The organism is Amycolatopsis sp. NBC_01286 (assembly GCF_035982555.1).
Lineage (GTDB): Bacteria > Actinomycetota > Actinomycetes > Mycobacteriales > Pseudonocardiaceae > Amycolatopsis.
In genome coordinates this window covers 645652-662932 of record NZ_CP108428.1, presented here as the reverse complement: position 1 = coordinate 662932, position 17281 = coordinate 645652, and the positions used below count along the sequence as shown (strand labels likewise).

Below are 17281 nucleotides of genomic sequence, written 5' to 3'. Positions count from 1 at the left end.
GACAGGTGAGCAGTCGGCGTGTGGCCGTCGGTACTCAGCGGCCGGCGGGTGAGTGGCCGGTGCTTGGGCGGCGGGCGCTTGACTGACTGGCGCTTGAGCGGCTGGCACCCGGCGGTCGGCAGGTGATTGGTCGGCACTCAGCGGTCGACACGTGAGTAACCGGTGCCTGAGCGGCCGGTGCTTGACTGGTCGGTACCCAGCAGGTGAGTGGCTAGCGCTTGGGTGCTGACACGTGAGTGGTAGGCACTGATCGGCCAGTACCGGCGGCTGGCAGGTGAGCAGCCGGCGCTTGAGCCGTCGGCACTCAGCGGCCGGTAGGTGAGTGACCGGTGCCTGAGGGGCCGACGCTGACCGGCTGGCAGTTGAGCGGTCGCACTAAGTCGTCGACACTGAGCGGTCTGCGCCGGCCGTCCCGCACCGGGCGCCCGGCGCAGACCGCTCAACTTGCGAGGTCGGCCTCGAACGACCGGCACCGAACGACCAGGAGGCACCGGAATGACCGAGGATTCGGCGAAAGAGCGCATCCTCTGCGCCGCCGAGGCGCTCTTCGCCGAGTCCGGCTTCGACGCCACCCCGACCTCCCGCATCGCGGAGCGGGCCGGCGTGCCGAAGGGCCTGGTGCACTACTACTTCCGGCACAAGGCCGACCTGCTCACCGCGCTCGTCGAGCGGCTGCCCGACGAGCGCATCGAACCGGCCGCGGTCGTCGTCCCCGGCGACCTCGCGGGCAGCCTGCGCCGGCTCGTCCGTGAGCTGGACCATCGCTTCAGCCGATCACTCGGGCTCTCGCACCTGCTGTGGCGCGAGGCCGACACCCACCACGTCGTCCGCGACGCCCTCCACGCGCGCTTCCAGGTCCTGGTACGGCAGGTCCGTTGGGTGATCCTGGCGGCCACCGGCGGCCACTTGTCGAACGCCGACGTCGACCGCGCGTCGGGCCTCCTCGCCCGCGCGGTCAGCCACCGGCACGCGACGGCCCGCCACTCCGACGACGACCTTCCCGCCGAGTTCGACGGCGAGCTCACCTTCATCGCGGAGTCGCTCGCAGCCAAGGCCGCATCGCCTGGCGCCATATCCGCCGAGGCTGCACCCGCCGAGGCCACGACCGCCTAGCGGGAGCGTGGCGGGCCCGACCTGCACCGCCCGACATGAGCCGCCCCCGGAACGCACTCGAGGCGTACCGCTCGGACAAGCAGGGCACCCGGAGTGGGCCGCTCGGCACACCAAGTCCGGCGCGAGACCGAGCGCACGACATAACCGGGGCGGAGTGGGCCGCCGGAATCAGCGGGCTTGGCGCGCGTGGGCCCTGTGGGCGCCGGCCGGCCGGCGCCTTGCGGCGCCGATCGAACCGCAGGCTCCGCGTGCTGCACCGGCTGGCTGCCGGGTGGCGCACGGCCGGCGATGTGAGTCAGGCTTCCCCGCCCCGCCCCGCCCCGCCCCGCCCCGCCCCGCCCCGCCCCGCCCCGCCCCGCCCCGCCCCGCCCCCGTTGTGTCTTGCGTGCGATCTCGCGCCGGACTGTTGTGCCGGGCGGGGTTCCGCGTCCGCGCTAGTGTGCGGAGCCGTCCTTGGCCGGCTCCACCAGCTCCACGAGAACGCCGCCCGCGTCCTTCGGGTGGACGAAGTTCACCCGGCTGTTGGACGTGCCGCGCTTTGCCTCCTGGTACAGCATGCGCAGGCCCTGATCGCGCAGTGCCGCCGCCGCGGCGTCCACATCGGACACGCGGTATGCCAGCTGCTGCAGCCCCGGCCCGCTCTTCGTCAGGAACTTGCCGATCGCCGAGTCGTCGCGCAGCGGGGCCAGCAGCTGGATCTGCGTCTCCGTGCCCGTTGTACCGGGCGCGCGCAGCATCGCCTCGCGCACTCCCTGCTCCTCGTTCACCTCCTCGTGTGCCACTTCGAGACCGAAGTGTGCGCGGTGGAACTCGATGGCCGCGTCCAGGTCCGGGACCGCGATGCCGACGTGGTCGATGGCCGTCACGAACGGCCGCAGGGCGTCATTCATGGAGGCAGGATAGGCGGCCGCGGCACGGCGTCGAGCCGGAATCGTCGCGTGCCCCGCCTCACACTGGCTCCATCAAGAAGCCCACCCCCCGGGTATGGTCGAGCGAACTGCCCATGCGCCGAAGCTTGGAGGACGCCGTGTCCGGTTCCGTGATCCTGGGTGCCGCCCGTACACCGATCGGGCGCCTGCTGGGGTCCCTCAAGGACCTCACGGGGGCGCAGCTGGGCGGGGTCGCGATCAAAGCGGCCCTCGAACGCGCCGGGGTCGCCCCGGACGCGGTGCAGTACACGATCATGGGCCAGGTGCTGACTGCCGGCGCCGGCCAGATCCCGGCCCGCCAGGCAGCGGTCGCCGCGGGCATCCCTATGAGCGTGCCCGCGCTGACGATCAACAAGGTCTGCCTCTCCGGCCTCGACGCCATCGCGCTCGCCGACCAGCTGATCCGCGCCGGCGAGTTCGACATCGTCGTCGCCGGTGGCCAGGAGTCGATGACCCAGGCGCCACACCTGCTGCCCAAGTCCCGCTCCGGCTTCAAGTACGGCGACACCACCCTCGTCGACCACATGGCCTACGACGGTCTCTTCTGTGCCTTCGACCAGGTCGCCATGGGCGCCTCGACGGAGAAGTACAACTCCCGCTACGGCGTCACCCGCGAGCAGCAGGACGCGTTCTCGGCGCGCTCCCACCAGCGCGCCGCCGAAGCCATCAAGAACGGCTACTTCGCCGACGAGATCGCGCCGGTCTCCATCCCGCAGCGCAAGGGTGACCCGGTCGTCTTCGACACCGACGAGGGTGTCCGCGCCGACACCACCGCCGAAGGTCTCGCGAAGCTGCGCCCCGCCTTCGCCGCCGACGGCACCATCACCGCGGGCTCCGCCTCGCAGATCTCCGACGGCGCCGCCGCGGTGGTCGTGGCCAGCAAGGCCAAGGCCGAGGAGCTGGGCCTCACGGCGATCGCCGAAATCGGTGCGCACGGGGTCGTCGCCGGTCCGGACGCGAGCCTGCACGAGCAGCCGTCGAACGCCATCCTCGCCGCGCTGGCGAAGGAGAAGCTCACCGCCGACGCGCTCGACCTGATCGAGATCAACGAGGCGTTCGCCGCCGTCGGCCTGGTGTCGACCGACAAGCTCGGCATCGACCCGGAGAAGGTCAACGTCAACGGTGGTGCCATCGCGCTCGGCCACCCGATCGGGGCGTCCGGGGCGCGGCTGGCCGTGCACCTGATCCACGAGCTGCGCCGCCGTGGTGGCGGCCTCGGTGCCGCCGCGCTGTGCGGTGGCGGTGGCCAGGGCGACGCCCTGCTGCTGCGGGTGCCGTCCGCGTAAGTGGCCGGCGCACTCGACCTCGACGATCTGGTCGGCCGCGCGCGGGACGGGCAACCCCGTGCCGTCGCGCGGCTGCTTTCGCTCGTCGAGGACGCTCACCCGCGTGTCGCGGAGATCGCGCGAGCGCTGACGCCGCACACCGGGCGGGCCCGGATCGTCGGGCTCACCGGCCCGCCCGGCGTCGGCAAGTCGACTTCGACGTCGGCCTTGCTGACCGCGCTGCGCGCGGAGGGTAAGCGGGTCGGCGTGCTCGCGATCGACCCGTCTTCGCCGTTTTCCGGTGGGGCGCTGCTCGGCGACCGGATCCGGATGACCGAGCACGCCACCGATCCCGGCGTGTTCATCCGCTCGATGGCCACCCGCGGGCACCTCGGCGGGCTCTCGTGGGCCACCCCGCAGGCCGTGCGCGTGCTCGACGCCGCCGGTTTCGACGTGGTGCTGATCGAGACCGTCGGGGTCGGACAGTCCGAAGTGGACGTCGTGAAGCTGGCCGACACCACCGTGGTGCTGCTCGCGCCGGGCATGGGCGACGGGATCCAGGCCGCGAAGGCCGGGGTGCTGGAGATCGCCGACGTCTTCGTCGTCAACAAGGCCGACCGCGACGGCGCGGAAGCCACGGTGCACGACCTCAAGCAGATGATCTCGCTGGCGCGCCGTGAGATCCGCGGGCCGAGCTGGCGCCAGCCGATCGTCCGGACGGTGGCGGCCAAGGGCGAGGGCGTCGACGACGTCGTCCGCGCGCTGGCCGAGCACCACGACTGGCTGGTCGCCCACGACGAGCTGGGCCGCCGCCGGGTGGCGCGGGCCCGCGACGAGGTGGAGGCCATCGCGCTCCGGCGGTTGCGGGCCGAGCTGACCGACCTGCGTGGTGGCGGCCGGCTGGCCGGCGTGGCCGAACGGGTCGTCGCCCGAGAGCTGGACCCGTTCGCCGCCGCGGACGCGCTGATCGCGGACCTGCGGAGCTAGTGCGGGTTCCGCGGTCGGACGGAACCGGCGCACGACGCGGTTGATGAGCCGGAGGATCAGAGCGCCCACGGCCACTCCCCGGTCAGGTGCGTTCTCAGCAGTGCCGCGTGGGACAACGGTTTTGACAGGTTCTCGACCTCGCCGTTCGTCGTGTAGTCCAGCAGCACGATGTCCCGCTCCGCGCTCGCTTCGCGGAGTTCGCCGACCAGGTCGGCCAGCTTGTTCTCCAGGACCCAGCGGTAGGACGGCAGGTAGATCCGCCTCCGAGCCTGTTCGTACGCCAGCAGCTCCGAGCCTTCGACGCCGGTGCGGTGACCCACCACCTCGCCGTGTTTGCGGACCGTGCGCTTCAGACCCTTCATTGATGTCACGCCCAGCTTCCCGACGTCGATTCCGGTGCCGCGGAAGACTTTCAGCGCCTGCCAGATCCCTTCGACCGACGCGCTCTCGACGCCCGGTGAGTACGGCACCGGGATCCCGCCGTGCGGGTAGAACGGGCTGAACCGCACCCACGGCTCCGGTCCGCGCGACGTCACGTCCGCGATCAGCGCGCCGGGATGGCTTGCCGCCACGGTGGTTCTTCGCCGGTTGACCACGTGGACCGTCATGACTTCCCCCTTCGCCGGGCGGCGCTTTGCCGCGTGATCGAGATCGTGCTCCGGGGGTCCGACAATTTCCGGGGTCCGGCGCCGCGGTTCACCCGAGTGGATGACATGGGCGACTTTTGCCGGTTCTTCTTGTCGGTGCCGGGCCCTAGACTGCGGGACGCTCCGGAACCGGGCGATCACTGGGAGGGCGTGCAGGATGAAGAAAGCACTGGTCACCGCGCTGGCGGTCGGCGCGTTGTTCGCGGCCGGGAGCGGCGTCGCCGCCGCGGACGACACCGCGCCACCGCCGAAGACCACGCACGGCCCCTGCCAGTACACCGAGACGCCGGACGAGCCGGCTTCCCGGCCGGTGCCGCTGCCGCCCGACCCGCGGCACACCCCGGACCGCGGCAAGGTCGACGTCGCGGTCCCGACCAGTCAAGGTGCGCTCCCGTTGCGGCTCGACCGCGCGAAGGCGCCGTGCACGGTGCAGAGCTTCCTGCACCTGGCGCAGCACCGGTTCTACGACCGCACGGTGTGCCACCGGCTGACGTCGTACCCGACGCTGAAGGTCCTGCAGTGCGGCGACCCGACCGCGACCGGAGAGGGCGGGCCGGGTTACAAGTACAAGGACGAGCTGCCGGTGGACCTGCCGCCGGCACCGACCGACCCGACCGGTGCGCGCCGGGTTTACGCGCGGGGGTTGCTGGCGATGGCCAACGCGGGCCCGGCGACGAACGGCTCGCAGTTCTTCGTCGTGTACGGCGATTCCGCGCTGCGGCCGGACTACACGGTGTTCGGCACGGTCGGTGCCGCGGGCCTGCGGACGCTGGACAAGGTTGCCGCCGGCGGTATTCAGCCGACCGCGGACGACCCGGCGCCGGTCGACGGGACGCCGGTGCTGAAGACAGAACTGCTGCGCGTGCGGCCCGACTGCTGGTTCTGACGGGTACCGCGGGCTGCCTCGACGGGGTGGCCCGCGGCTCGTTACGGGCTTGCCTGGTTGAGGGTGGGACTGGCGTGATTGGGCCCGTAACCCGCGTGGTTGGAACCGGAACTCGCGTGATTGAGGCCGGAACTCGCGCAGTTGGGGCCAGAACTCGCGCGGCTTAGGCGGATCTGGCGTGGTCGGGCCCGCACTGGCGTGATTGGGGCCGGGATTCGCGTGGTTGAGGCCGGAAACTCGCGAGGCTGAGGCGGACCTAGTGTGGGCGGGGCCCGCGCCGGTGTGAGTGGGGCCGGAATTCATGTGGTTGGGGCCAGAAACTTGGGCGGCTGAGGCGGTTTGGCGTGGTCGGGTCCGCAACCGGCGCGATTGGGGTCGGGCTTCGGCTGGCGGGGGCCAGAAACTCGGGTGGCTGAGTGGGGTTGGCGTGGTTGGGCCCGGAACTCGTGTGATTGGGCTCGTGACTGGCGTGGTTGGGGCCGGGACTCGTGTTGCTGAGGCCGGGACCGGGGTGGCTGGGCCGGAGTCGGGGGTGGCTGCAGCCGGGACTCGTGTTTTGAGGCCGGGACCGGGGTGGCCGGGCCGGAGCCGGGGATGGCTGGGCCGGGGCTCGTGCGATTGGGGCCGGAACTCGTGTGATCAGAGGCGGGACTCGCGTGATTGGCGGCGGGATTCGCGTGATCAGCGAGGCATCTCGTGTGATTGAACGGGCATCACGCGTGATTGGAGGGTCGACTCGCGTGCTTGGGGAGTCGGCTCGCGTGCCTGGAGGGTCGGGTCGCGTGCCCAGAGGGTCGGTTCGCGTGTCTGGAGGGGCTGGTCCGTGGCTGGGAGGTGGGGCGCGGGGGGCGTGGCTGGTGGGTGGGTTAGGTGTTGATTTCCCATAGGGCCTCTGTCAGCGTCTGGACTGCTCCTTTGAAGGCGTGTTTGGGGGGTGCTGCGTAGCCGACTATCAGGCCCCCTGGGCGGTTTGGGGTCATCCAGTAGGTGCCCAGGCCCTCTATGCCGATTGCTCGGCGGCGGCACGCCGCCATGGCTTCTGTTTCTGTGGGGCCGTCGGAAGGGAGCATCAGCAGGAGGTGGAGGCCCGCTGCTATGCCGTGGGGGCGTACTGAGTCCGGTAGGGCCGCCAGGAGGTGCGTGCGGCGGGCTCGGTACTCCGCTCGGCTGCGGCGGATGTGCTGGTCGTAGGCGCCCGAGTCGATTAACTCCGCCAGGGCCAGCTGGTTCAGGATGGCCGGGCGGGAGCCGCTGTCCGATAGGGCTGCGCGGACTGGCTCTATCAGGGAACGTGGTAGTACCAGCCAGGCCAGGCGGAGTGCGGGGGCCAGGGTTTTGCTTGCTGTGCCTGCGTAGACGACCCGTTCCGGTGCCAGGGCCTGCAGGGCGCCGACCTGCTGGTGGTCGAAGCGGAACTCGCCGTCGTAGTCGTCTTCCAGGATCAGGGCGCCCGAGCGGGTCAGCTGGGTGCGGCGGTGGGGGGCCAAGGTCACGCCGGTGGGGTACTGGTGTGCCGCCGTGACGACCACCGCGGGACTGTCCACTGCGGACACGTCGATGCCGTGTTCGTCGACGTCGATGCCGACGATTCGCTGGCCTTGCGCCGCCGCGATGTCGCGGTACATGCGCAGGGACGGGTTTTCGAACGCCATCTCGGTGATGCCGAGATCCGCGAGGGCCCGGGCCAGGACGGCGATCGCGTGGGAATAGCCGTGGCACACCACGATCCGCGCCGGGTCCGCGACCACTCCGCGGCTGCGGGCCAGGTACGCGGCGAGCGTGTCGCGCAGCTCCGGGGCGCCCAGTTCCGACTCGTAGCCGAACGCCGCCGCCGGGGTGCGCAGCAGGGCGCGGCGGGTCGCGGTGATCCAGGCCTGGCGGGGGAACGCCGTCAGGTCCGGGCGGCCCGGCCGCAGGTCCCAGCGTGGGGCCGGGTCGCGGGGTGCCGGCCGGGGCGCGGACTGGGGAGCGCGCCCGCCGTCGCGACGCGGGTCGGGGCGCCCTGGGCCGTGTGCAGGTAGCCCTCGGCGGCGAGGTCGGCGTAGACGCGGGTGACCGTGCCGCGGGCGATGCCCAGGTCCTGGGCCAGCGCCCGGGTCGACGGCACAGTTGCGCCTGGCTGCCAGCGGCCCTCGCGGATCGCTGCGCGGATCGCCGTGGCCAGGCCGGTGCGCCCGGTTTCCGGCTGCCAGTCGAGGTGGACGTCCAGGCCGGAACTGGTCCACGAATCTGCCATGTGACTGGACCATACTCGTGGGCCAGTTCGGGCTAGCGTGTAACCATGACGAAGCGAATCGGACTCGGGCACGCGCCCGGGATCTACAAGGCACTGGCGAACGTGCAGGCCGAGGTGGACAAGGCCGCCGCCGACGCGGGGGTCGAGCAGAAGCTGATGGATCTGGTGAAGATGCGCGCCTCGCAGCTCAATGGCTGCGCGTTCTGCCTCGACATGCACAGCCGCGACGCGCTCGAGACGGGTGAGTCGCCGCGGCGGCTGTTCGTGCTCGACGGCTGGCGCGAGACGACCCTGTTCACCGAGCAGGAGCAGGCCGCCCTCGCCCTCACCGAGGCGATGACCAAGCTGGCCGCGACCCAGAGCGTCCCCGACGACGTCTACGACGAGGCCGTGCGGGTGTTCACCGAGGACCAGTACCGCGCCGTCGCGTGGCAGGTCATCGCGATCAACAGCTGGAACCGGGTGGCCGTCACCAGCCACACGCCGCTGCCGAAGCGTGACGCGTGAGCGCCGCCGCCCTCAAGGCCCTGCACGTCCCGGGCACGCCGCTCGTCCTGCCGAACGCGTGGGACGCCGACACCGCGAAGGCCGTCGAGGCCGCGGGGTTCCCCGTGATCGCGACCAGTTCGGTCGCCGTCGCGGCCGCGCTCGGGTTCCCGGACGGGGAGCAGGCCCCGGTCGACGAGATGTTCGCGGCTGCCGCGCGGATCGTGAAGGCCGTCGGCGTGCCCGTCACGGTGGACGCCGAGTCCGGCTACGGCCTGTCCGGCGCCGAACTGGCCGGCCGGCTCCTGGACATCGGCGCCGTCGGCCTCAACTTCGAGGACACCGACAGTGCCACCGGGCAGGTCCGGCCGGTCGCCGTGCAGGCCGACCGGATCGCCGCGCTGCGCGAAGCGGCCGGTGACGCCCTGGTGATCAACGCCCGCGTCGACGCCTTCCGCGGCGCGAGTGACCCCCGTGACGTGCTGGCCGGCAACGTCGCCCGGGCGAAGGCGTACTTCGCGGCCGGCGCCGACTGCGTCTACCCCATCCACCTGCAGACGCCGGACGTGCTCGCGGAGTTCGTGCGAGGCGTCGGCGGCGCGGTCAACGCGCCCGCGTGGCCGGGCAGCCCGGGCATCGCCGGCCTGGCCGAGCTGGGCGTGGCGCGGATCTCGCTGGGCGGCGGCCTGTGGGGCCGCACCCGGAAGTTCCTGGCCGACACGCTGGCCGAGGTCGCCAAGGGCACCCTGCCGTACTGACCGGGAATGGCCGAAGGCCGCCGCGAGGGGATCGGGAACACCCTCGCGGCGGCCTTCGGTGTCGGGCGGGCCGCTAGTGGGAGACGGCCTTCTCGGCGCCCGCGCCGGTGAGGGAGCGGACCTCCATCTCGGCGTACTTCTTCGCGTTGTGCTCCTTCGACAGGACCGTGCCGAGCCAGCCGAGGAAGAACGCGATCGGGATCGAGACGAGGCCCGGGTTGTCGAGCGGGAACCAGTGGAAGTCGACGCCCTGGAGCATCGACGCGCTCTTGTGCGTCTTCGGGTCGATCGGCTTGCCCGAGACCGCGGGCGAGAACACGATCAGCACGATCGTGATGGCCAGGCCGCCGTAGATCGACCACAGCGCGCCCTGGGTGTTGAACCGCTTCCAGAACAGCGAGTAGAGGATCGTCGGCAGGTTCGCCGACGCCGCCACCGCGAACGCCAGCGCGACCAGGAACGCCACGTTCTGCCCGTTGGCCAGGATGCCGCCGAGGATCGCGACCGCGCCGATCACCAGTGCGGTGATCCGGGCGACCTTCACCTCCGAACCCGGCGTCGCCTTGCCCTTCTTGATGACGCTGGCGTAGACGTCGTGAGCGAACGACGCCGACGCCGTGATCGTCAGGCCCGCGACCACGGCGAGGATCGTGGCGAACGCGACCGCCGCGATCAGGCCCAGCAGGACCGGCCCGCCCAGTTCGAGCGCGAGCAGCGGTGCCGCCGAGTTCGCGCCGCCGGGGGCGGCCTTGATCTTGTCCGGGCCGACCAGCGCACCCGCGCCGTAGCCCAGCACCAGCGTGAACAGGTAGAACACGCCGATCAGCACGATCGCCCAGACCACCGAGCGACGCGCGTCGCGGGCGGTCGGCACGGTGTAGAAGCGCATCAGCACGTGCGGCAGGCCCGCGGTGCCCAGCACCAGCGCGATGCCGAGGGAGAAGAAGTCCAGTTTGGACGTTCCGGTGGCGCCGTACTGCTTGCCCGGGCCGAGCAGCGCTTCACCCGTCTTGCCCGCCTTGTCGACGGCGCCTTGCAGCAGCGACGAGAAGTTGAAGCCGTACTTCCCGAGCACCCACAGCGTCATCACGAGCGCACCGACGATCAGCAGCGCGGCCTTGATGATCTGCACCCAGGTGGTGCCCTTCATGCCGCCGATGAGCACGTAGGCGATCATGATCACGCCGACGATGACGATGACCAGCGACTGGCCGGTCTTGCCCTCGATGCCCAGCAGCAGCGCGACCAGGCCGCCCGCGCCGGCCATCTGGGCCAGCAGGTAGAAGAACGACACGACCATCGTCGACGTCGCGGCCGCCGCCCGGACCGGCCGCTGCTTCATCCGGAACGCCAGGACGTCGCCCATCGTGAACTTGCCGGTGTTGCGCAGCAGTTCCGCGACCAGCAGCAGCGCGACCAGCCAGGCCACGAGGAAGCCGATGGAGTAGAGGAAGCCGTCGTAGCCGTAGATGGCGATCGCGCCCGCGATGCCGAGGAACGACGCCGCGGACAGGTAGTCGCCCGAGATCGCGATGCCGTTCTGCGGGCCGGTGAACGCGCGGCCGGCGGCGTAGTAGTCCGACGCCGTCTTGCTGTTGCGGCTGGCCCGGAACACGATCACCAGCGTGATGATCACGAACACACCGAAGATGCTGATGTTGAGGAGCGGGTTGCTGCCTTCGACTCCCGCGGCGATGGTGGTGATCACGCCTGCTCCCCCTTCGTGCTGTCGGCTTCGATGTCCTCGCGGATCTTCTCCGCGATCGGGTCGAGACGGCGGTTCGCGTAGCGGACGTAGAGCCCGGTGATCACGAACGTCGAGACGAACTGCAGGAGACCGAAGATCAGGCCGATGTTGACGTTGCCGAAGACCTTCGTGCTCATGAAGCCGTGCGCGTAGTCGGCGAGCAGGACGTAGAGCAGGTACCAGAGCAGGAACAACGCCGCCATCGGGAAGACGAACCGGCGCAGGCGGCTGCGCAGCTCCCGGAACTCGGTGCTTTCGTGCGCGCGTTCCCAGATGGCGTCGGCCGTGTCCGGGGGTCCGCCGGGTTCCGTCGTGCTCATGCTGCTCCCTTGCGGCATTGCGAAATGTGGTCCGCGTCACCGTAGGGAGGAGTAAGGGCCGCGTGAAGAATCAGCGGCTCAACAGCCTCGCGAGACGACGAACGGTTGACGAACGGTCGCGCGGCCTGGCCGAACGGGGTTCGTCCAGGTGCAGGCGGAGCATCGCCGACGTCGCCCAGAGCGGGGGCCGGCCGCGCAGGGAGACCAACGCCATTACGCCGAACGCCAGCGGTACCGACCAGGGTGCCGGTTGCTGCACCAGGATCGCCACCCAGCCGTGCAGCTGCGGGCCGGCGAGGGCGAACAGGATCGAACCGGACGACGCGAGCAGCCCGGTCAGCACGCCGGCGATGCCGCCCGCCGCGGTCAGCCGCGGCCACCAGATGCCGAGCACGAGCAGCGGGCAGAACGTCGACGCGGCGACGGTGAAGCCCCACGTGACGAGCACCCCGGCGTCCAGCTCGGCCGAGCGCAGGGCCAGCAGCACCATCACGCCGGCGACGCCGAACACGGCGAACCGCAGCCGGCGCAGCCCGCCGGGCACCAGGTCGTGGGCGAGCGCCCCGGACATCACCAGCAGCAGCCCGAGCGACGTCGCCAGGAACGCGGCGAACGCGCCCGCGGTCAGCAACGCCGTGAAGAACCCGCCGGCCCAGCCACTGTCCACTTGGTACGGCAGGGCGACGACGACGGTGTCGGTCGCGCCGGAGAGGTACAGGCCGGGGACCAGGACGCGGCCGAGGACGCCGTAGATGCCGGGGAAGAGGTAGAAGATCCCCAGCAGGGCCACGGTGATCGCGGCGGTGCGGCGCGCGGCGCGGCCGTCCGGGCTGGTGTGGAAGCGCATGAGCACGTGCGGCAGGCCCATCGTGCCGAGCATGGTCGCGATGAGCACGGACCACGTGCCCAGCAGCGGGTAGCCCTGGTCGCCGAGGTCGAGCAGCGGACGCCGCCAGTCCGGGCCGCCCAGCGGCGCGCCGCCGCGGACCGCGGGCACCGCCGTGCCTTCGCCGAACACGACGACGTCCTGGCTGTGCGCGGTGAACTCCCCTGGCGGCAAGGTTTCCGCGACGCCGTTGCGCTCGACGGCGGTCGGTTCGCGGATCACCATGGTGACGTCGACTTCGAACTTCACCGGCGTCTCGCGGGTGAAGTGGGTGAACTCGACGGGGTTCAGCGCGTCGGCCCGGTTCACCGCGCCCGCCTGCAGCACCAGCCAGATCGCCGGGATCAGGAACAGCAGCAGCTTGAGCACGAACTGGAACGCCTGGACGTACGTCGCCGCGCGCATCCCGCCCAAAGCGAGCGTGACGCTGACCGCGGCGCCGGCCAGCACGACGCCGACCCAGTACGGCGTCCCGCCCACCGCCGTCAGCACGAGACCCGCGGTGCGGAACTGCGGGACGACGTAGATCGTGCCGATCACCAGCACCACCACCGCGGCGAGACGGCGCAGGGCGGGGGAGTTGAGCCGGGCTTCGGCGAAGTCGGGCACGGTCAGCGCGCCCGAGCGCCGCATCGGCGCGGCGACCAGCACGAGCATCGCGATGTAGCCGGCGGTGAAGCCGACCGGGTACCAGAGCGCGCCGATGCCGTCCTTGACGACGAGCCCGGCGACGCCGAGGAACGACGCCGCCGACAGGTACTCACCCGACACCGCGGCCGAGTTGACCAGCGGCGAGATCCGCCGGGACGCCACCAGGAAGTCCGACGTCGTGCGCATCGCGGCGACCCCGCGGACGCCGATCAGCAGCGTCATGAGCACGACCGGCGCGACGGCGAGCGCGACGCCCACTACTCGTCCTCGATGCGCTCGGCGCGACGCAGCTGCCAGCGTGCCAGCAGCGCCATCGACGGGTACGGCAGGACCGCGATCATCAGCCAGGACAGCGGGATCCCCAGCAGCCGCACCGAGTCGAGGCCGGGGAAGATCGCGAACACGCCCGGCAGGCCCAGCAGCAACGCGAACATCAGCACCAGCGCGGGCAGGCCGTGCCGGCGTTGCGCGCGGTACAGCGCCGTGGCGCGCTGGGTCTCCGCCGGTGGCAGGCGCGGGACGCGCCAGCGGCCGCGTGAGCGACGTCGGGCGTGGGCGAGGCGCGTCTGCGGGCTGGTCACGGCCACCCGCCGGATCCTGCTCATCGCGCGCCCGGCCCGAGCCGGCCGCGCTGGGCGGCTTCGAGCAGCCTGTCCCGCAGGTCGCGGGCGTGGCGCCGGCTGACCGGGACGTCGCCCGCCTCGGTGTGCGCGAGCAGCCCGCCCGCGCTGTCGCTGCGCAGCTCCAGCACCGCGCCGACGGCGAGCAGGAACCCGCGGTGCACCCGGCTGAACCCGGTGCCCTCCCAGTACTCCTCGAGCCGCGAGATCGGCATCCGCACCAGGTGCACGCCGCCGCGCGTGTGCAGCCGGACGTAGTCGCCGTGCGCCTCGACGAACAGGACGTCGTCGCGGCGGACGTAGCGGGTGCGGCCGCCGGACTCGACCGGCAGCGCGGCCATCGCGTCCGGCGTCGAGCGCGAAGACGGCGTCGCCATCCGGCCGACCTTCGCCAGCGCGGCGGCCAGGCGTTCGGCCCGGACCGGCTTGAGCAGGTAGTCGACCGCGCCGATGCCGTACGCGGTGACGGCGTGGCCGTCGTGCGCCGTGACGAACACGATCACCGGCGGCTCGCTCAGCTTCGCCAGCAGCGACGCCAGTTCGAGCCCGTCGAGCCCGGGCATCGAGATGTCGAGGAACACCGCGTCGAACCGGTCGGCCTGAAGCAGCTTCAACGCCTTCAGCGCGTCACTCGCGCCGACGACTTCGCCGACTTCGGGCGCTTCGCGCAGCATCCGGCAGAGTTCGTCCAACGCGGGCGGCAGGTCGTCGACGGCGAGCACTCGCAGGCCCGTCACGGCAGCACCCCCGGCTGGAACAGCGGCACCCGGACGATCACCCGGGTGCCCGCCCCGACCTCGGTTTCCACGGTGAGGCCGTACCAGGCGCCGTAGACGTCCCGCAGCCGTCTGTCCACATTGGCCAATCCAAGACCGGCCGGGTCGTCCTCGCCGACGCGCCCGGCGAGCAGGTCCGCGGCCCGCTTCGGATCCATGCCGACCCCGTCGTCCTCGACGAAGATCACGCAGTCGTTCCCTTCCGCCTGGCCGTGCACCTGGACCAGCCCGGCCTCGGGACGCGGCTCGATGCCGTGCCGGATCGCGTTCTCCACCAACGGTTCCAACACGAGGTACGGGACGGCGACGGCGAGGATCTCCGGCGCCACCCGCACCTGGACGCGCAGCCGCTCGCCCAGCACCGCCCGCTGCAGCGCCAGGTACGTCTCGATCGCGCGGAACTCCTCGGCGACGACGGTGTACTCGCCGTGCCGGGCCAGGCTGTAGCGCGTGTAGTCGGCGAAGTCGAGCATGAGGTCCCGCGCACGATCGGGATCCGAGCGCACCAGCGACGCGATGACGGTGAGCGCGTTGTAGACGAAGTGCGGCGACATCTCGGCCCGCAGCGCGCGCAGCTCGGCCTGCGCGGCCTGTTCCGCGGACGCTTCGAGCCGGCCGCGTTCCAGCGCCCGGATGACGAGGTCCGCGGCCTGGCCGGCGACGGAGTCCCGGACGTCGCCGACGACCAGCAGCGCCCCGGCGAGCTCGTCGTGGGCGTGCAGCGGCAGCACGAGGACGTCGTCGGCGGAGCCCGGTTCCTCGCTGTGCAGGACGCCGTCCAGCACCGTCGCGACGACGTCGTCCGGCCCGGGACGGCCCGACCAGAGCAGCACGCCGGACAGGTCGGTGAGGCCGACGCCGGGGAAGCCGAACAGCCGCCGCAGGCCGTGCGCGGCGCGGCGGGCGCGGGTGCCGGAGAGGCCGTCGCGCAGGTCGTCGGTGATCCGGCGGGCCGCGGCGAGCACCGGCAGCGGATCGGCACGGGACGCCGCCCGCAGGTGCAGCGCGGTCATCGGGCTCCCCTCGGCGACGGTGTCCAGGGCAGTAGATCCTACGGTGCCGTCCGTCGGCTAGAGGCTCTCGTCCTGGTCGGCGAGCACCTTGGCGTGCCGCCGGAAGCGGCGCCACGTGCTGTATTCGCCGCTCGCGGGGGCCGGCACCTCGGCCAGTCGGCTCGGGAAGGGCCGGTCCGGCAGCGAGATCCAGCCCGTCGTGCGCGTCTCCTTCACCGCCACCCGCACCGGCCGGAACGTCGTCGGGTCGAGGTCGTCGCTGTGCCGGACGACCTCCTCGTAGAACCAGGCCGACGTGATCAGCGCGAGCACGCCCCGCGACGTCCTGAGGGCCTTCTTCAGCGGGGGAGCCTCCAGGAGCCGGAACGAGTGGTTGATCGCCGGCGCCGTGACGCCGTTGTCGTCGTAAGCGACCTCGCCCGCGTGCAGCGCCATCCGGAGCCGGATCCGCGCCTCGGCGTGGTGCGTGCGGTTGTGGCGGTGCAGCGCCACGGCGAGCGCGTTCGGCAGGTACTCGACGAACGGCCCCTTGGGGATCTCCGGCGGGGCCAGGACGAAGACGCCGTCGCCGCAGTCCTCGGTCCGGCAGCCCGCCCACGGGACACCGGCGTCGTCGAAGGCCCGGCGCAGCGCCCGGTAGAGGCCCTCGCGCAGCGCCAGGCGGTGCGGTGTGGTCCGGCGCGGGTCGCCGTACCCCTCCACGTCCACCGCGAAGATCGTCCGGTGCACAGCCGGCCGTTCGTAGTTCATCGCACCCCTCCCGGCGACACATGCATGTGCTGATGCATGTGCAGCCAGTGTGACGGAAGTCGGCCGTCCGGGGGAATGGGTCATGCGGTGAACGGTTCCCCCACCACGGTGACCGGCAGGGAGGGAAAGCCCAGCTCAGAGGCCCTGTGAGTGGTGCGCACACCTCTCACGGGGCCTCTGACGGACCGGAAGGGATCAGCAGCTCTGCTTGTAGAAGTACTGAGAGTTGGCGTCCATGTCGTCCTTGGTGATCGAGTGCAGCTGCGCGGTCAGGTTCCGCGTCACCGGCTTGCCCTCGAGCGCCGCGACGGCCTGGTCGACCCCCTGCGTGCCGATCGACGCCGGGTCCTGGGCGATCAGGGCCTGGTACTGGCCGCTCTTGAGGCCCTCGACCTCGGACGGGCTGGCGTCGAAGCCGATCAGGTTGACCGCGCCGACCTTGCCGGAGTTGCGGAGGCCGGTCGCCGCGCCTTCACCGGTGTTGAGGTTGGTCGCGAAGACGCCGATCAGGTCCGGGTTGGCGGCCAGCGCGGCCGTCACCTTGGACGCGGCCTGGTCGGGCTCGTTCTGGGTGAACTGGACGCCGATGGACTTCAGGGCCGGCGTGTTCTTCAGCTCCTCTTCGAAGCCCTTGACGCGCGCGGCCGTCGTCGACGTCCCGGCGATCGTGTCGAGCACCAGCACCGAACCGCTCTTGCCGGCGGCCAGCTTGACCATGGTCTGCGCGGCGAGCTTGCCGCCCGCGGCGTTGTCCGACGAGACGGACGACTCCGCCACGCTGGTGTCCTTGAGCGAGGTGTCGACCTCGACGATCTTCGTGCCGCGTGCCTTGACCTGCTGGATCGGCGCGAGCATCGCCGTGTCGTCGGTCGGCGCGATCAGCAGCGCGGCCGGCGGGTTCGCACCGAGCGCGTTGACGAGCTGGGTCTGCAGGGGCGCGTCGAACTTCTGGGGCGCCTGCGTGGTCAGCTCGTAGCCGAGCTTCTTGGCCTCGGCCTGCGCGCCGCACTGCAGCGAGATGTAGAACGGCTCGGCCTGCACGCCTGGGATCAGCGCCAGCTTCTTGGCGTTGGCCGAGTTGGCCTGGCTGCTGCCGCCGCCGGTGTCGCCCACCGTGCCGGAGCCGCACGCGGTGAGCAGCGCGGCGGCGGACGCCAGCGCCCCGGCCGCGACGAGCGTCTTGGTCAAGTTCATCGGAAGCACCTCTTTGT

General features: G+C 71.6%; 16 protein-coding genes and 1 pseudogene. 6 read left to right on the top strand and 11 right to left on the bottom strand.

The genetic code is table 11. The features are described 5' to 3' along the window. Nucleotides 1-495: 495 nt before the first annotated feature. A complete protein-coding gene (locus OG570_RS03100; protein ID WP_326955512.1) occupies nt 496-1113 on the top strand; it encodes a TetR/AcrR family transcriptional regulator in 618 nt (205 codons plus the stop codon). 434 nt (nt 1114-1547) lie between these two features. On the opposite strand, the gene mce is transcribed toward OG570_RS03100, so the two are convergent. Further along, nucleotides 1548-2003, bottom strand: a complete 456-nt coding sequence (gene mce, locus OG570_RS03095; protein WP_326955511.1) for a methylmalonyl-CoA epimerase — start codon at nt 2001-2003, stop codon at nt 1548-1550. A gap of 137 nt (nt 2004-2140) precedes the next feature. Here mce and OG570_RS03090 point away from each other — a divergent pair, with 137 nt between their 5' ends. Together OG570_RS03090 and meaB are read left to right on the top strand one after the other, a co-directional pair. After that, on the top strand, nt 2141-3328 hold the full coding sequence (locus tag OG570_RS03090) for an acetyl-CoA C-acetyltransferase (RefSeq protein ID WP_326955510.1): 1188 nt from the start codon (nt 2141-2143) through the stop codon (nt 3326-3328). Beyond that, nucleotides 3329-4294, top strand: a complete 966-nt coding sequence (gene meaB / locus OG570_RS03085; RefSeq protein WP_326946787.1) for a methylmalonyl Co-A mutase-associated GTPase MeaB — start codon at nt 3329-3331, stop codon at nt 4292-4294. 56 nt (nt 4295-4350) lie between these two features. Here meaB and OG570_RS03080 read toward each other — a convergent pair whose 3' ends face one another. Next, entirely contained in the window at nt 4351-4902 is a 552-nt protein-coding gene (locus OG570_RS03080; RefSeq protein WP_326955509.1) for a DUF6939 family protein, read from the bottom strand. 196 nt (nt 4903-5098) lie between these two features. Between OG570_RS03080 and OG570_RS03075 the strand changes: the two genes are divergently transcribed. Then, on the top strand, nt 5099-5827 hold the full coding sequence (locus OG570_RS03075; RefSeq protein WP_326955508.1) for a peptidylprolyl isomerase: 729 nt from the start codon (nt 5099-5101) through the stop codon (nt 5825-5827). A gap of 866 nt (nt 5828-6693) precedes the next feature. On the opposite strand, the pseudogene pdxR reads toward OG570_RS03075, so the two are convergent. Next, a pseudogene (gene pdxR / locus OG570_RS03070) lies at nt 6694-8063 on the bottom strand (MocR-like pyridoxine biosynthesis transcription factor PdxR). Nucleotides 8064-8108: 45 nt separating this feature from the next. Here pdxR and OG570_RS03065 point away from each other — a divergent pair. Beyond that, entirely contained in the window at nt 8109-8570 is a 462-nt protein-coding gene (locus OG570_RS03065; RefSeq protein ID WP_326946791.1) for a carboxymuconolactone decarboxylase family protein, read from the top strand. Further along, complete coding sequence (locus OG570_RS03060) at nt 8567-9307, top strand: isocitrate lyase/PEP mutase family protein (protein WP_326955507.1); 741 nt, start codon at nt 8567-8569, stop codon at nt 9305-9307. Before OG570_RS03065 ends, OG570_RS03060 begins: the two co-directional genes overlap by 4 nt. 73 nt (nt 9308-9380) lie before the next feature. Here OG570_RS03060 and OG570_RS03055 read toward each other — a convergent pair whose 3' ends face one another. The 8 genes from OG570_RS03055 to OG570_RS03020 all read right to left on the bottom strand — a co-directional run bounded on the left by OG570_RS03055 (nt 9381) and on the right by OG570_RS03020 (nt 17264). Beyond that, a complete protein-coding gene (locus OG570_RS03055) occupies nt 9381-11012 on the bottom strand; it encodes a solute symporter family protein (RefSeq protein ID WP_326959846.1) in 1632 nt (543 codons plus the stop codon). Then, nucleotides 11012-11374: a DUF485 domain-containing protein gene (locus OG570_RS03050; protein WP_326955506.1), complete on the bottom strand. Its 363-nt coding sequence runs from the start codon at nt 11372-11374 to the stop codon at nt 11012-11014. Before OG570_RS03050 ends, OG570_RS03055 begins: the two co-directional genes overlap by 1 nt. Before the next feature lie 70 nt (nt 11375-11444). Then, the gene (locus OG570_RS03045; protein ID WP_326955505.1) at nt 11445-13169 is read right to left on the bottom strand and encodes a sodium/solute symporter; all 1725 of its coding nucleotides are present in this window, start codon (nt 13167-13169) and stop codon (nt 11445-11447) included. Continuing rightward, a complete protein-coding gene (locus OG570_RS03040; RefSeq protein WP_247061711.1) occupies nt 13169-13516 on the bottom strand; it encodes a hypothetical protein in 348 nt (115 codons plus the stop codon). Before OG570_RS03040 ends, OG570_RS03045 begins: the two co-directional genes overlap by 1 nt. After that, entirely contained in the window at nt 13513-14268 is a 756-nt protein-coding gene (locus OG570_RS03035; RefSeq protein WP_247061713.1) for a LytR/AlgR family response regulator transcription factor, read from the bottom strand. Before OG570_RS03035 ends, OG570_RS03040 begins: the two co-directional genes overlap by 4 nt. Then, a complete protein-coding gene (locus OG570_RS03030) occupies nt 14265-15320 on the bottom strand; it encodes a sensor histidine kinase (RefSeq protein ID WP_326946796.1) in 1056 nt (351 codons plus the stop codon). The genes OG570_RS03035 and OG570_RS03030 overlap by 4 nt, the downstream gene beginning before the upstream one ends. Before the next feature lie 57 nt (nt 15321-15377). Beyond that, nucleotides 15378-16070: a hypothetical protein gene (locus tag OG570_RS03025; RefSeq protein ID WP_326946797.1), complete on the bottom strand. Its 693-nt coding sequence runs from the start codon at nt 16068-16070 to the stop codon at nt 15378-15380. Nucleotides 16071-16265: 195 nt separating this feature from the next. Beyond that, nucleotides 16266-17264: an ABC transporter substrate-binding protein gene (locus tag OG570_RS03020; RefSeq protein ID WP_326946798.1), complete on the bottom strand. Its 999-nt coding sequence runs from the start codon at nt 17262-17264 to the stop codon at nt 16266-16268. Nucleotides 17265-17281 lie beyond the last annotated feature (17 nt).

What these genes read in the sequence shown, in the direction of transcription:
- OG570_RS03075 (WP_326955508.1), top strand. Translation starts at nt 5,099, where the DNA reads ATGAAGAAAGCACTGGTCACCGCGCTGGCGGTCGGCGCGTTGTTCGCG.
- OG570_RS03020 (WP_326946798.1), bottom strand. Translation starts at nt 17,264, where the DNA reads ATGAACTTGACCAAGACGCTCGTCGCGGCCGGGGCGCTGGCGTCCGCC.
- OG570_RS03100 (WP_326955512.1), top strand. Translation starts at nt 496, where the DNA reads ATGACCGAGGATTCGGCGAAAGAGCGCATCCTCTGCGCCGCCGAGGCG.
- OG570_RS03080 (WP_326955509.1), bottom strand. Translation starts at nt 4,902, where the DNA reads ATGACGGTCCACGTGGTCAACCGGCGAAGAACCACCGTGGCGGCAAGC.
- mce (WP_326955511.1), bottom strand. Translation starts at nt 2,003, where the DNA reads ATGAATGACGCCCTGCGGCCGTTCGTGACGGCCATCGACCACGTCGGC.
- OG570_RS03030 (WP_326946796.1), bottom strand. Translation starts at nt 15,320, where the DNA reads ATGACCGCGCTGCACCTGCGGGCGGCGTCCCGTGCCGATCCGCTGCCG.
- OG570_RS03065 (WP_326946791.1), top strand. Translation starts at nt 8,109, where the DNA reads ATGACGAAGCGAATCGGACTCGGGCACGCGCCCGGGATCTACAAGGCA.
- OG570_RS03050 (WP_326955506.1), bottom strand. Translation starts at nt 11,374, where the DNA reads ATGAGCACGACGGAACCCGGCGGACCCCCGGACACGGCCGACGCCATC.
- OG570_RS03040 (WP_247061711.1), bottom strand. Translation starts at nt 13,516, where the DNA reads ATGAGCAGGATCCGGCGGGTGGCCGTGACCAGCCCGCAGACGCGCCTC.
- OG570_RS03025 (WP_326946797.1), bottom strand. Translation starts at nt 16,070, where the DNA reads ATGAACTACGAACGGCCGGCTGTGCACCGGACGATCTTCGCGGTGGAC.